Source organism: Pseudoalteromonas tunicata, assembly GCF_002310815.1.
Lineage (GTDB): Bacteria > Pseudomonadota > Gammaproteobacteria > Enterobacterales > Alteromonadaceae > Pseudoalteromonas > Pseudoalteromonas tunicata.
This window is the reverse complement of record NZ_CP011032.1, coordinates 996,311-1,011,476: the sequence shown is the minus strand read 5'-3', so window position 1 is coordinate 1,011,476 and position 15,166 is coordinate 996,311. Positions and strand designations below refer to the sequence as shown.

General features: G+C 39.9%; 9 protein-coding genes and 5 tRNA genes. 1 reads left to right on the top strand and 13 read right to left on the bottom strand.

The genetic code is table 11. The annotated features are described in order from the left end of the window. Positions 1 to 4 precede the first annotated feature (4 nt). The 12 genes from PTUN_RS04655 to xerD form a co-directional block, all read right to left on the bottom strand. On the bottom strand, positions 5 to 856 hold the full coding sequence (locus PTUN_RS04655) for a DUF6279 family lipoprotein (protein ID WP_009838543.1): 852 nt from the start codon (positions 854 to 856) through the stop codon (positions 5 to 7). A 159-nt stretch (positions 857 to 1,015) separates the two neighbouring features. Continuing rightward, positions 1,016 to 1,092 (bottom strand) — tRNA-Arg (locus tag PTUN_RS04650). Positions 1,093 to 1,150: 58 nt separating this feature from the next. After that, positions 1,151 to 1,227: transfer RNA gene (locus tag PTUN_RS04645), tRNA-Arg, on the bottom strand. 58 nt (positions 1,228 to 1,285) lie between these two features. Beyond that, positions 1,286 to 1,362: transfer RNA gene (locus tag PTUN_RS04640), tRNA-Arg, on the bottom strand. Positions 1,363 to 1,419: 57 nt separating this feature from the next. Then, positions 1,420 to 1,496, bottom strand: a tRNA-Arg gene (locus PTUN_RS04635). Positions 1,497 to 1,520: 24 nt separating this feature from the next. Then, a tRNA-Ser gene (locus PTUN_RS04630) sits at positions 1,521 to 1,613 on the bottom strand. Positions 1,614 to 1,805: 192 nt separating this feature from the next. Beyond that, positions 1,806 to 2,078 (bottom strand): superinfection immunity protein, encoded by a 273-nt coding sequence (locus PTUN_RS04625; protein ID WP_009838542.1) that lies wholly within the window; start codon positions 2,076 to 2,078, stop codon positions 1,806 to 1,808. A 290-nt stretch (positions 2,079 to 2,368) separates the two neighbouring features. Then, entirely contained in the window at positions 2,369 to 3,904 is a 1,536-nt protein-coding gene (lysS, locus tag PTUN_RS04620) for a lysine--tRNA ligase (RefSeq protein WP_009838541.1), read from the bottom strand. Between the two features lie 27 nt (positions 3,905 to 3,931). Then, positions 3,932 to 5,030, bottom strand: a protein-coding gene (prfB, locus tag PTUN_RS04615) for a peptide chain release factor 2 (RefSeq protein ID WP_096035236.1) whose coding sequence is annotated in 2 segments (ribosomal slippage) — positions 3,932 to 4,954 and positions 4,956 to 5,030 — 1,098 coding nt in all. Because the reading frame shifts where the segments join, the coding sequence is not laid out codon by codon here. Positions 5,031 to 5,223: 193 nt separating this feature from the next. Then, positions 5,224 to 6,951 carry a single-stranded-DNA-specific exonuclease RecJ gene (recJ, locus tag PTUN_RS04610; protein ID WP_040643952.1) on the bottom strand — a complete coding sequence of 576 codons (1,728 nt, stop codon included), beginning with the start codon at positions 6,949 to 6,951 and terminating at the stop codon, positions 5,224 to 5,226. An 80-nt stretch (positions 6,952 to 7,031) separates the two neighbouring features. Beyond that, positions 7,032 to 7,757 carry a bifunctional protein-disulfide isomerase/oxidoreductase DsbC gene (gene dsbC, locus PTUN_RS04605; RefSeq protein WP_009838538.1) on the bottom strand — a complete coding sequence of 242 codons (726 nt, stop codon included), beginning with the start codon at positions 7,755 to 7,757 and terminating at the stop codon, positions 7,032 to 7,034. Positions 7,758 to 7,817: 60 nt separating this feature from the next. Next, entirely contained in the window at positions 7,818 to 8,723 is a 906-nt protein-coding gene (xerD, locus tag PTUN_RS04600; protein WP_009838537.1) for a site-specific tyrosine recombinase XerD, read from the bottom strand. A 99-nt stretch (positions 8,724 to 8,822) separates the two neighbouring features. Between xerD and fldB the strand changes: the two genes are divergently transcribed. Then, a complete protein-coding gene (fldB, locus tag PTUN_RS04595) occupies positions 8,823 to 9,344 on the top strand; it encodes a flavodoxin FldB (protein WP_009838536.1) in 522 nt (173 codons plus the stop codon). A gap of 78 nt (positions 9,345 to 9,422) precedes the next feature. On the opposite strand, the gene PTUN_RS04590 is transcribed toward fldB, so the two are convergent. Then, positions 9,423 to 15,146, bottom strand: a complete 5,724-nt coding sequence (locus PTUN_RS04590) for an outer membrane protein assembly factor BamB family protein (RefSeq protein ID WP_009838535.1) — start codon at positions 15,144 to 15,146, stop codon at positions 9,423 to 9,425. Between the last annotated feature and the right edge of the window lie 20 nt (positions 15,147 to 15,166).

Here is a 15,166-nt window from a genome sequence, read left to right as displayed (position 1 = left end):
AAATCTAACCTTGCTCGTTAGCAATGCTTTCAATATCCTTGTACCACTTATCAAACTCTTTCATTAAATGCTGCTGCTGTTTTTTAGTTAAAGTACTTATTAACGTGTGCTGTAAAGCCGCATTTTGCTGTTTGTCCCTAGCAGATAAGGCGAGTAGTTGCTCTGACTTAAACTGATCTGGATTAATAATTATGTCTGTTAAACGCAAGCGAAATTGTGTTTCATTGATTGTAGGTTGTAAAAATAGCTTCGTAAGCGCAGCTAAACGCTGCTGTTTATAATCGAGCCATAAATTTTGTTTTAATTGAGTTGCCAGTACATTTTGTTTTATCAGTGACTTTTGCTCTGAGGTCAATTTTCCTAACCAATCGTTAAAATTATCAGTGACCCTTTCAACCCGCTCCTCAATCAAATCAGCATCACTCTTTTTATCTAACACTTTTACTTGCTGGTTAATTTTGTTGGTTAAATTTTCTATAAACTGCTGCTTTTGTTCAAAAGATAAAGTCAATGCAAGTTCAACCAAAGGATCTTTAGCTTGCTCAACTAAGGTTTGCCAAAACGCTTCGGTTTGTTGTCGCCACATTAAAAACTGGCTAGGTTCACTAGTTGTTAATACTGTTTGCTTAATAAGGGCCAATTGCTGTTGGTATTTAGGTAATTCTTCGGTGCGATGCCAAGTACGTAATTTTTCAATTTCATTTTTAAATTGCTGTGTTTGCTGCTTATTCAAATCAACGTAATCATTAAGCCAGTAATGTGACAACCAAGGGAGATTGTTATACACAAAAGTTGTAGAGCAGCCACCTAAACTAAGTAAACAGAGCCAAATAATTAAAAACTTACGGTATGTCATCACTCACCGATCTCCCAGTAAAACCCTATTTACTATACGATATAAATGTTAATGATGATCATTTGAAAGGAGATTGGTAAAAAGAAGTTCGGATTGTAAATTTTACGCATAAAAAAACCTACTCAAGGTAGGTTTTTTATTTCACTCTAGAGTGAAAGATGGTGGACGCAGGAGGATTCGAACCTCCGACCGCTCGGTTCGTAGCCGAGTACTCTATCCAGCTGAGCTATGCATCCATCGGATAAATAATTTTAGTTCCTACTGACGAACTTCCCTTTTTACATCGAGAAAAGATGGTGGACGCAGGAGGATTCGAACCTCCGACCGCTCGGTTCGTAGCCGAGTACTCTATCCAGCTGAGCTATGCATCCATCGGAAAGTACTTTTAGTTCGTTACTATTGAACTTCAATTTTTACATCGAGAAAAGATGGTGGACGCAGGAGGATTCGAACCTCCGACCGCTCGGTTCGTAGCCGAGTACTCTATCCAGCTGAGCTATGCATCCATCGGATAGTAATTTTAGTTCCTACTAACGAACTTCAATTTTTACATCGAGAAAAGATGGTGGACGCAGGAGGATTCGAACCTCCGACCGCTCGGTTCGTAGCCGAGTACTCTATCCAGCTGAGCTATGCGTCCGGTTTACAAGACAACCATTTAAAATGGCGGAGAAGGAGGGATTCGAACCCTCGATAGGGCTACAAACCCTATACTCCCTTAGCAGGGGAGCGCCTTCGGCCACTCGGCCACCTCTCCGTCTTGTGGGGCGTATAATAAAGAATTCAGAAAATAAGTCAAACACTTTTCTGTTCATTTTAAGTCGTATGACTATAGTTTGAACAGAACCGTTTATTTATTGAATTTATTGCGCAATAACCATACTCATTACTGCCTTATTACGCAATTAAATTACAGCTCAAGCTCTACAAATAAAAACAGCTTACCTTATTAAGTCGCCTTTGCTGGGATATATTTATCTAACTTTAGTTTCTTTAGTAACGTTTCTGACGCGCTGCCGGTTACCGCAACAACAATTAACCCACCCCATGCAATCACAGATAAACCTGCCGGTACGTTAACAATAGCTATTACTTTTAAATATTTACGATTAAAAAAGAATGCCAAAATTGTGGGAATAAAATAAATCGCCAACATTAAGGGAATTACAATCGCGTATTCCATTGCCGACATACCGCTTAAGAGTGATGTAAAGTTTTCCATTTTATTTTCCTTTCATTTTTAACGTTTTGTTTGTCTGTTAGTAGATAAGAATAAATATTTTAATAATCGACAAAACAATAAAATGTTAAACGGTCAATAAAAGGGATAAGCAACCAAACTCTAATGATTAATGTTCCTTCGACAGCGGAACATGGTATAAAAACACCAACTTTATTGATTACTTTTAATAATTTGAGTTTTAAGTTAGGTATTCAAAACCACACTAAGATAAATAAAAACAATAAAAAACGCCGCAAATTTGCGGCGTTTTTTATTTCAATCAAACAATATTATTCAGCTTCTGGACGCATGTGTGGGAACAAAAGAACATCTTTAATTGTTGATGAATTAGTGAATAACATCACTAAACGGTCAATACCAATTCCCTCACCTGCTGTTGGTGGTAAACCAAACTCAAGTGCGCGGATATAATCTTCGTCATAATGCATTGCTTCATCATCACCCGCATCTTTCTCTTCTACTTGACGAGAGAAACGCTCAGCTTGATCTTGTGCATCATTAAGCTCAGAGAAACCATTTGCCAGCTCACGACCACCAACAAAAAACTCAAAACGATCGGTAATGAATCCATTTTCGTCGTTACGACGAGCTAATGGTGATACTTCCCACGGGTATTCGGTAATAAATGTAGGTTGTATTAGTTTATGCTCTGCCGTTTCTTCAAAGATTTCACATAAAAACTTGCCAGGACCCCAAACACAGTTTTCAGGAATTTTCACATGAAGCTGCTTCGCGTATGCTTTTAACTCTTCAAAATGGTTTTCAGGATCTTTAAATACTTCAGGCTTAAAGTCTGGGTTGTATTTTAAAATCGCATCTGACATCGATAAACGCGTAAACGGTTGACCAAAGTCATACTCAATGGTGTCCGTCACTTCGCCGTCTGCATTTTTAACTGTGTTTACAATTAACGTTGTACCAAGTACATCTTGTGCCACAGTACGCAGCATGTCTTCTGTTAGATTCATCATATCGATGTAATCTGCATACGCTTGGTAGAACTCAATCATAGTGAATTCAGGATTGTGACGTGTTGATAACCCTTCGTTACGGAAGTTACGGTTAATTTCAAATACACGCTCAAAACCACCTACAACCAAACGCTTTAAATAAAGCTCAGGTGCAATACGTAAATACATATCGATATCAAGGGCATTGTGATGAGTCACAAACGGACGAGCTGATGCGCCACCTGGGATGATATGCAACATCGGCGTTTCTACTTCCATGAAGTCACGGTCAACTAAGAAACGACGAATGCCATCAATCACTTTAGAACGAATACGGAACGTCTCACGGGTATCCATATTCGTGATTAAATCAACATAACGCTGACGATATTTCGTTTCTTGGTCTGATAAACCATGGAATTTTTCTGGTAATGGGCGTAATGATTTAGTTAATAGTTGATATTCAACCATATCAACATACAAATCGCCTTTACCTGATTTATTTAACGGGCCTTTAACAGAGATAATGTCACCAATGTCTAGTTGGCCATATTTTGCTTTAAGGTCTTGCTGTGCGTCTTTTGAAGCGTACGCTTGAATGCGGCCTTTCATATCTTGCAATAAAAAGAACGGGCCACGTTTTGCTAAAATACGACCAGCAATGGCCACTTCGTGGTGAAGCTCTGTTAATTCCTCTTTCGATTTATCACCAAACTTAGCTTCTAAATCTGCTGTGTAATCTTCACGGCGGAAGGTATTTGGATGACCATTGGCCGGGCAGTTGGCGCGAATTGCATCTAACTTGGCACGACGCTCAGCAATTAACTTATTTTCGTCTTGGATTTGATCAGTCATGTTCATAGCTCTTATTTAGCTTGGTGGTTATAGGCCAGATTTAAGGCTGGCTTCAATAAATTTATCTAAGTCGCCATCTAGGACGGCTTGTGTATTTCTGTTTTCAATGCCTGTACGTAAATCTTTAATACGAGAATCATCCAGTACATAAGATCGAATTTGGCTTCCCCAACCGATGTCTGATTTTGCATCTTCTTGAGTTTGCTTTTCAGCATTTTGCTTTTGTAATTCAAGTTCAAACAACTTAGCTTTTAACTGCTTCATTGCTTGGTCTTTATTCTTATGTTGCGAACGCTCATTCTGACACTGTACAACGGTATTGGTTGGTAAGTGAGTGATACGTACCGCAGATTCTGTGGTATTTACGTGCTGACCACCCGCGCCCGATGCACGGTATACGTCAATACGTAAGTCAGCAGGATTAATATCAATTTTAATGTTGTCGTCAATTTCTGGGTAAACAAATGCAGACGCAAACGAAGTATGGCGACGGCCACCCGAATCAAATGGACTTTTACGAACTAAGCGGTGTACACCTGTTTCGGTACGCAGCCAACCGTAAGCATATTCACCAACAATGCGAACTGTTGCGCCTTTAATACCGGCCACATCACCGTCAGTTGCTTCAACAAGTTCAGCTTTAAAACCTTTGGCATCAGCCCAGCGTAAATACATACGCAGCAATATGTTACACCAATCTTGCGCTTCTGTGCCGCCAGAACCAGATTGTAAATCAAGGTAAGCATCGTTTTGGTCAAAATCGCCCGAAAACATACGGCGAAATTCAAGTTTTTCAAGTTTAGCGACCAAATCGGCCGCTTCTTTTTCAGCTTCTTGAAACGTATCTAAATCTTCAGCTTCAATCGCTAATTCAATTAAGCCTTCAACATCATCTGTGCCGGCATCTAATTCGTCAATGGTTTCAACTACCGTTTCAAGAGCGACCTTCTCACGTCCAAGCGTTTGCGCTTTCTCAGGATCATTCCAGACGTTTGAATCTTCTAATTCACCGTTTACTTCTTCTAAACGCTCTTTTTTATTAGGGTAGTCAAAGATACCCCCGTAAAAGGTCAGTACGTTCGCGGATGTCCTTGATTTGATTAATCACAGGATTCACTTCAAACATGTATTTACTCCAAAAAACAAAACTAGGATGAGGCCGTTTTTAGTCTAAAAGACGAATAAATCGGACTTAGCTATCAAATCGGCGAATTTTAGCAAAAAAAATCTACTTTGGTGAGCTTTAACCCGCTTTTTTTAGCAATAAATTAGAACTAAAAATCGAAAGCGTGATTTCACCCTAAAAATGTAAGTGTCTTTTAGTTTGCACCTTGTAGCTCTCGCACTAATAGTTGTAGGCTGAATTTGCCACGAAACTCGTTAATATCAAGCACAAACACGGCATGAACCTGCGAGACCGCGGCATTAGGCCAGCGCTGTAAATCAACATTAAATGCAATTGCATCAAGCAATAAACCACTGCGATGTTTCAGTACCAACTTTAAATGTTTTTCACCCACCAAGCGTTGCTGAATGAGCATAAAGGTATCAGCAAAAACCGGTTCTGCAAAAGCTTGCCCCCAAGGGCCTGATTGCTTAATGAGTTGGGCAAAATCTAAGGTATAACACTCACTGGGTAGCTCACCATCGGTTAGCACTAAACTTTGTTTATGCTCAGGCGTTAAAATTGCGCTAACAGCATCTAAAAAAACAGCTTTAAAACGCTCAAAGTTATTTGCCTGAATCGATAATCCTGCAGCCATAGCATGTCCACCAAATTTAATAATTAAATCAGGATGCTGAGTATTAATAGCTTCGAGTGCATCACGCATATGCAAGCCTTCAATAGAGCGACATGAACCTTTTAATTCATCGTTATCACCTAAGGCAAAAATAATAGTGGGTCGATGGTATTTTTCTTTTAAGCGTCCAGCCAAAATACCAATCACTCCCTGATGCCAATCATCTTGATACAAACAGACCGCATCGGGCACACTTTGCTGCGCTTTGAGTAATTTATCGAGTGCAACTTGTGCTTCGACTTGCATGCTTTGCTCGATTTCACGGCGTTCAATATTAAGGCTATCAAGTTCTCCCGCTATCCGTTTTGCATGATTAATTTCGGGACTTAGCAAACAAGCAATACCTAAACTCATATCATCTAAGCGCCCTGCTGCATTGAGTCTAGGCGCCAGTGAAAAACCAAAATCAGACGCACTTAAACGCGCAGGAATTCGTTTTGCCACTTCAATTAACGCAGCAATTCCTGGGCGAGTTTGCCCTGAACGAATACGCGCTAAACCTTGATGAACCAAAATACGATTATTTGCATCTAAAGCCACTACATCTGCAACCGTGCCCAAAGCCACTAAATCAAGGAGCTGAGCAATGTTCGGTTCTGCTTGCCCTAAATTGGCAAACCATTGTTCTATCCGTAAATAATGACGTAGCGCCACCAGCAAATAAAAAGCAACACCAACACCCGCCAATGATTTTGACGGAAAACTGCAACCATGTTGATTTGGGTTAACAATTGCATCAGCCGCTGGCAATTGCTCTCCGGGTAGATGGTGATCGGTAACAATCACTTGCATGCCCGCCGCTTTTACAATCTCAACCCCAGCCACACAAGAGATGCCATTATCAACTGTGATCAATAAATCAGCACCGAGCGCAACCACTTGCTTTGCAAGCGCTGGGCTTAAACCGTAACCCAGCTCAAAACGATTCGGGACGAGATAATCAACATGCAAAAAGCCAAACATTTTAAGTCCGCTCACCAAGGTAGCGGTACTGGTTGCGCCATCAGCATCAAAATCACCAACAATAAGTATTTTTTGCTGGTTTTTTAATGCCTTAATTAAAATCTCACTTGCGGTATCAATTCCTTTTAGCAAATTAAAACTTAATAATGAAGCAGCGTTGTTATTGAGCTCTTGTGAATGCTTGACCCCTCTTGAGGCATAAATTTGTTTGATCACAGGGTGAAGCTCGGCAGGTAAATAGCTGTCATCGACTTTGGCTCGTGCCACAATTTGTTTTTGCATTTGCTCACTCAACATCAAAATAAAACCTAAAAAATGCCAACAAAAAAAGGCCTTTCGGCCTTTTTAACATTAAAACCACCTTAATTCATGGTGTCTAATTGCGCTTTTAATGCCGCAGCTGGTTGGTAACCTGGAATAAGCGTACCATCTTCTAAAATAATGGCCGGCGTACCATTGATACCAAAACTTTGCCCTAATTGATAATGCTCGCCCACTGGTGCATTACAATTTTCAACTTTAGCTACTTTCTCGCCTGATTTTGCGTCCGTTAGCGCTTTTAGTTTGTCACTTGCACACCAAACATTCATTAAATCGTTATAACCTTCACTGCTCATGCCACCACGTGGGAATGCTAAATAACGCACAGTGATCCCTGCATCTAAATAATCTTGGATCTCACGGTGTAATTTACGGCAATAGCCACAGGTAATATCGGTAAATACGGTGATTTGATGCTTTTCTTCAGGCGCTTTATACACAATCATTGAATCAGCGTATTGTGCAACACCTTCTTTACGAACTCCGCTTAATGCTTGTTCAGTTAAATTAACGCGATTGTCTAAATCAATCAGCGTACCTTGAATTAAAAACTGACCGTTTTCACTGGCATACATTACACCTTTGTCGGTAATTAGTTCTTTTAAACCCGCAATTGGGCTAGGTTTGATATCTTTAACTGTTAAGCCTAGTCCTTGAAACTTGGCCACTATTGGATTTACTTGTGCGACTTCATCACTTCCAACCACACTTGGTGTGGCCATCGAACCAAATGACGCCAAAGCTAAAGCCAGTATTAATTTTTTCATATCATTCTCTTTAAAATTATTGCTATCTACTAAGACCGACTCACAGCCTAATTAATTCCATTACGCTCTGGGATGATGCGCTTGATGGAGCGATTTTAACCTTTCTTTAGCGACATGGGTATAAATTTGCGTGGTAGACAAATCGCTATGCCCAAGCATCATTTGTACAACACGTAAATCTGCGCCGTGATTAATCAAATGAGTAGCAAAAGCATGGCGCAAAGTATGAGGAGATAATTCAGATTCTATCCCTGCAACCAGTGCATAATGCTTTATCCTATGCCAAAAGGTTTGCCGTGTCATGCCAATGCCTCGTTTAGAGGGAAAGACAAAATCAGTGGCATGTTTTATCAGTTGTGGCCGCCCTTCTTTGATAAAACGCTCAATGCAATCGAGCGCCTCTTCCCCCATAGGTACAAGCCGCTCCTTGTTCCCTTTACCTTTAACAAAAACAACCGCTTGGCGCAAGTTTATTTGCTCAATTCGCAGCCCAACCAACTCACTGACACGCAAGCCAGTGGCATACAATAATTCCAACATCGCTTTATCACGAAGCCCAATTGGCTCTTCTAAGTCGGGAGCATCTAATAGCCGCCCCACTTCTTCCTCTGATAATGTTTTGGGCAAACTTTGCCCTGCTTTTGGCTGACCAATATGGGTCATTGGGTTGGTACTGAGCTGTTTTTCGCGTAAATAATATTGATAAAATCGCTTTAGCGCACTGACTGTACGAGCTGTGCTGCGCGGTTTGAAGCCGTTGTCGAGCCGGTGCGCCAAATAATACTGCACATCTTGCTGTTCAACCTCTATTAACCCTTTGGGTAAAATAAACTCAGCAAACTTTGTTAAATCGGTTCTATACGCAGCAAGCGTATTTTCACTCACCCCTTGTTCTAACCAAATAGCCTCTAAAAATTGCTCTAAAAAACCGTGAGGATCAGTAAACACTGCCTTTTCATCGCTCAATTAATTTACCTCTTTGCGCTGTGGTGAATACCAATTATTCTCTTCATGCGTTAGACTGCGCCCCATATCATAACAACCCCAAAAGAAGTGATAAATACCATGAAAATTGGTTTGTTTTATGGCTCAACTACCTGCTACACCGAAATGGCCGCTGAAAAAATGCGCGATATCCTAGGCGATGACATCCTAGAGTTACACAATATTAAAGACGCTGCATTAAAAAACGCTGAGCAGTACGATTTTGTGATCTTTGGCATTTCCACATGGGACTTTGGCGAGTTACAAGAAGATTGGGAGTCAAAGTGGGATGATATTAACAACGTTAATTTAGCCGGTAAAACCATCGCCTTATTTGGCATGGGCGACCAACAAGGTTACGGCCAATGGTTTCAAGATGCCCTTGGCATGTTACATGACCAAATAGCACCACAAGGTGTGAATTTTATTGGGTATTGGCCAAATAGCAGCGATTACGAATTTGAAAAGTCCAAAGCCCTTACGCCAGATGGCAGCCAATTTGTCGGTTTAGCACTTGACGAAGACAGTCAATACGAACTCAGTGATGAGCGCATCGCCACCTGGATAGAACAAGTTTTAGAGCAGTATCAAGCAAGCCTCTAACATTCTTTTTATTAACGATAAAATAAAAAAGCCGTGTATTAATAACAATTAATACACGGCTTTTTTGCTATTTATTGGCTAAAGATCATTAACAGCGTAAGCAGTCAATAAACTTCCTTTGGCAATAAATAATACACCATTGTCAAGTGCTAATAGATCGCCACCGCTTGGTAAAGTGACAACTGACTGATCGTTGATATCAATAATAAAGGTTTCTGTTCTACTCGCAACAATCACTTTATTAAGCCCCACAACAATATTTGAAGAATTATCAGAAGCATTAACAATATTTGAAGAATTAGCAGAAACATCAACCTGCCACATCACTTGACCACTTAATTCATCAATTTGGACTAAAAAATCATCTTTATAAGCATAAATATACCCCATCGCATGGCTTAAAGATCGAGGCGGGTCGAAGTCTGAAACTTTAAAATCATTAATCACCCAACCAGTAGATAGAGTATTTAAATTAAAACGTAACAATTGTTTATCGGTTTGAATAATTAAAGCCTGATCACGACTATGCGTTACTAACTTTATCGGATCGTTAAGTGCAACATCAAATAGCAACTCATGAGTTAAATAATGGTAGCCTTTCATGGTATTTTTTTCTGTTACTATCACTGTATCGTTTGCTACAACCTGCAACTTACTTTCCAAAGATTTATCAATATCATCTGACTCACCAGTTAATGCTTGAGTATCGGTATTATAAACAACTTCCCAAGAATATCCGGTAATACGCACTTGATTTTTATAAGCAATAACCGTGGACTCATTAGGTGATTTGGAAATATAAGAACCAGTATTGTGAGAAAATTCTCTAACGCCACTTAAGTCTTCTATGTTGAAGACTCTACTGGGAGGTATGGGCCCCCATGGGCCATATGAAAGACTATCATTTGTATAAAATAACTTATCATTATGTAAAATTGGCAAGGTCAAAAGATAGGATTCTTTTTTTGACCTTAATTCATTTCCAGTAACAGCATCAAGCACATATAAAGATCCAAATGAATTATCATGGCGCGAGCGATTGTAATCATGAACCATTGCATATACGTTGTTATCTTGAACTAGCAATTGTCGGATATCAGTTCTAACGTCCCTGAAAAATGACTGCTGCCATAGCGGCCTAACTTTTGTGGTATCAATATACTGCAAGGTAAAGTTAGTTTTATTGGCATTAGCACCATACATAGCCCAAGGTAATTGCTGTGGCACATCAGTGCCATCCAACAAATCAGTATTTAAATAAAACTCCTGCGCATTAGAAAAACCATCCGCATCCGCATCCGCATGACCATCTTGACTATCGAGTGGGTTAAATTGGTTATTAAGCTCCCACCCATCACCTAAACGATCACCGTCTGTATCAAATAAAACGGCCGATGTCAGATAGGTTTTAATTTCATCGTAATCCGATAGCCCATCGCCATCAGTATCAGCTAATCTAGGTGAGGTCCCAAGTACGGCTTCTTCTTTGTTTGATAGGCCATCAGCATCTAAATCCTGACCAGCATCATTAGCATTGACATCAAGCTGATGGGTAATTTCATAACCATCGCTCATGCCATCACCATCACTATCTGCATTATTTGGGTTACTAAAATGAAGAGTAACTTCGGCAAAATCCGACAAACCATCATTATCAGAGTCGGACGAATTAGCTTGAGTTTGGTATTGATTAATTTCTTGTTCGTCGGTTAAACCATCATAATCGGTATCGGCTAACAGAGGGGATGCCGCATATTGCAGCTCATTACCATCATTCAAGCCATCGCTATCAGTATCAGCTAATGCGGGGTGAGTCCCTTGTTTAAACTCAGCCAAGTTATTTAAACCATCATTATCATTATCTTGCAAAGCATCACTAGCATCACTATCATTTAATTGATATTGCAACTCCCACCAAGCAGGCAGCCCATCGTTATCGGCATCGGTACTAAACTGATAGTCAAAATCGAGGGTATTTGTTTTGCTATTGTAACTGACAATAACCAAACTATTTAAGTAAGGCACTAATGTAGTTTTTTTCTTCCAAGTGCTTTGGACAATAAACGTCTCCGTTAATTCATCCCAACTCACTAAGCGAGCTGCATAATCCTGCACCTCAACGGCAAATAAACGATTACTGATTGAAATACTCTGTTTTAGCTTTCGTTTAAACTCTTCCGACAACTTACCAAGTGCCTGACCCGAAGTTAATGAGAATTTTTCAGCGTTTGAATTCACTAAATAATTAAAAGCGGTATAAAGCCCTGGCAAGTAAGGGCTGTCGTATGGTTTTTTAAAACCAATGCTTTTATCCTCGATAATCGCGCCGCTTTGTGGCTCTATGATAATAAAGTGTTTAGCATCAAGATATAAAGTGTGGTTTTTAGCTGACCAAGTGCTTAAGCTTAAAGAAATACGAGGTTTAACCTTGGGATTGGTTAATACTGCATCTACATTAAGTAATTGCAATGCGCTAGTTTCAACAGCCAAAGTATTATTGAGCATTTTCATTGCGTTAACTGGTGTATTGAACTGATAAAAGGCAACCAGCTGAGCTTCTGGGTTAGAAACATCAATATAGTTTATTTCACCCAATTCAGAGGCGAGATATAACCGCTGTAATGTATCGGAATAGGCAATATGTGCCACCTTGAATGAGAAAGGTGCATCGCTTTTAAAATAGATTGGTGTTAAAAAGCGCTGCTCGGCCAGTGACCATACCAATATCACTTTAGAGTAAAGTAAATAGACTCTATCGCCAGCACTGACAATTTCGTTAGGAGCACCATAATGAGGATCACCATAACTACTTTTGGCGTAGTCACACACACCATTGGTACCTTGTGTGCTGTGCCAACACAGATATTCGGTCGGAAACTCATCAAGCTTTAACCTTGTAGTTGAATCTGCTTGGCTTTTATCTGCATTCCAATAATCGGGGTAACCGTCTTGGTCGGTATCTACTGACGCCGCTGCATCTAACGGGAATGCATCTTCTTCATTGAGTATGCCATCTAAATCACTATCGGAAGTAAATTCAAACTCTTCAAAAAAATATCGACCTTTAGAGTGATATACAACCGAAACAGAGTCACCTTTAGCTGAAGCTAATGAAATATAATCATCACCAAAGTTTTTCTTGGCGATGACACGGCCTTGCTTATCAATTTTATGTATATCTGCTTTACCACAATAGCCCGAAATAGCTACTATAGTTGCATTTGAGTCACTCGAAATAATTCTGCTGCCTAATATGTTATCAGTAAACTTATGCTTATAACGACCTTGTTGCACTAATGTCCCTGCAGAAAATATCTTCCCGTCAATTAAATTTGTTAATTCTTTGCCATCATCAGAAATTTGAATTGGAAAAGGGGGGATGCACATATTTAACAACCCATACTCAACAAAACTTTCATCAATACTCAGTGCTGCTTTTATCTGAACATTATCGTTATCAACAAGTACAACGTACCGATTAATCGCAGAGTTTTCTCGATGTACACCACCGAAGCCTTTACCTGTAACAGAGTAAACAGATTGTGAATCAATAGGAGAAGGTACAAAGCGCTCGTAACTTGGGTAGGGATCGGCTTTTTTACCATCATAACTCTTTGCCACGATTTGCGCATTTTTTGATAGTAATGCATACCCTCCCATAGGGTAATAATTATCTTCATTTTGAAGCACCTGCCACTCAAAAAAAGAGCTATAACTTGGTACTATCCATTTATTTACAGCTAAAAGAGGTCCAGAACTCACTAAGCTTTCAATATATGGTGGGGCTTTATAATCTGGATAGTAAATATCCTCAAAAATGACTTCATGAAAAGGAAGCACTTGATAGCTCTCGTCGACGGAGTAAATCATTTGTGCTAAGTCTGCAGTTTTTTCAGTAAAGTAGACTTTATTGTGCCCTGCATGATAGACCAAATTAGCAAGTACATATTCTGATTGATGAATCACACTAAAATGCTGATTGGTTTTGTTTTGCAGTAATATCCGACTAAAACTCGTAGCAGGATCATCTGTTCTATAGTTGAGGCTATAAAAATATTCATCGTCACGCGCTTGAATAATATGACTTGGGTTATTACCGAGCAAAGTCAAGTAACAGCTACCCGCTTCGCCATCTGTATTTAAGTAACAATTATTATCAAGTGGATAACTATCATCTATGTCGAGAGTGCCATCGTTATCATCATCTGTATCGGCCTTATTACCGATACCATCTTTATCGGTATCTACGGTTTCAGTTGGATCTAACGGTAAGTCGTCTTCATCGTCTGGTACACCGTCGTTATCATCGTCAGTATCGGCATTATTACCAATACCATCTTTATCGGTATCGAGTGTTTCGGTGCCATCATTTGGAAACGCATCGGCATTATCGCCAACCCCATCATTATCACTGTCTTTTGATTCGCTTGCATCAAGAGGAAAGGCATCATCGGCATCAAGCACACCGTCGTTATCATCGTCGGTATCGGCATTATTACCAATCCCATCTAAATCAGTATCAACAGATTCTGTGGCATTCAATGGAAAGACATCGTTAGAATCAGGAACGCCATCGTTATCGTCGTCGGTATCGGCATTATTACCAATCCCATCTAAATCAGTATCAACAGATTCTGTGGCATCCAATGGAAAGGCATCGTCCGCATCAAGTACTCCATCGTTATCATCGTCAGTATCGGCATTATTACCAATGCCATCATTATCGGTATCAATTGTTTCGGTTGAGTCTAATGGAAATGCATCGTCCTCATCAAAAACACCATCGTTATCGTCATCTAAATCAATTTGATTTGGAAAACCATCCGTATCGGTATCCAAACCTAACGTTTTAGGAGTAAAGTTTCCGATTAAATCACTCAATACTGACGTATCTAGCCCAGAATTTAACAGTATCTGCTCTTGCACCAGCAATGACTTGATGTCATTCAAACTAAATGGATCTTGAGTCGTAGAGTCACCATCCTTGTCGGAGTGAGTGACAACCAAATGCGGGATGGGGGCTTGCTCTATAGCAGCTTGGTAACGCGAGACTAATTGAGCATCAAATTGAGATAACTGCCCCGAATAATCAGCGATTACTAATTGTAAGCTTTTGCTCACATTAACCCCTGCATTAGTGCTAATAAACTCTAGTAAGGCTGCAATAGCTTCACTTTGCACGCGATGACTCAGCAAAGCTGTCAGATCAGACGAAGCACTTGATAATAAAGGTACATCAGTAAATGGGTTATTTGTAGTTGCTAAGCCAAAGTTGAGTTTGGCTCCTACCAGCTCGGTTGCTTTTAATAAAGCCTCATCAACAGCGTTACCTTTTAATGCATACTGATTAGCTAATTGGCTTATGACTGTGGTCAGTGGCGTAGCATTAATTGCCGTGCTGGCTGTAAGCTGCTCTGCTCTTAAAATTGAATAAAGCTGAGGTAAAACAGGCTGTTGACCAGTGGTAATATCGATTGTTTTGTCATTGCTTAATACTTCTATAAGGTAAAAGTCACTCAATGGCTCGCTGACTTGAATATTGCTAAATGCCGCCAATTCATTAGTACTACCCGATGTAATTAAGCGCCCTTTAAAGTCTGCTTTAGTACTATCTAATGCAAAAACATTGACCGTTGCATGTTGCAACGGTCCTTTTATGGCATAACCATTTATAGCAAAGTTTTTTACTACCGGTGGCGTTGGTGGCGGAGTCGGTGGTGCTGATTTATCCGAAGAACCACCACAGCCCTGCAAAAAGACCGCTGATAAAATGACAGGCAATATTCGATGAGCAAAATTCATCTATTTCAATCCCTTGATTT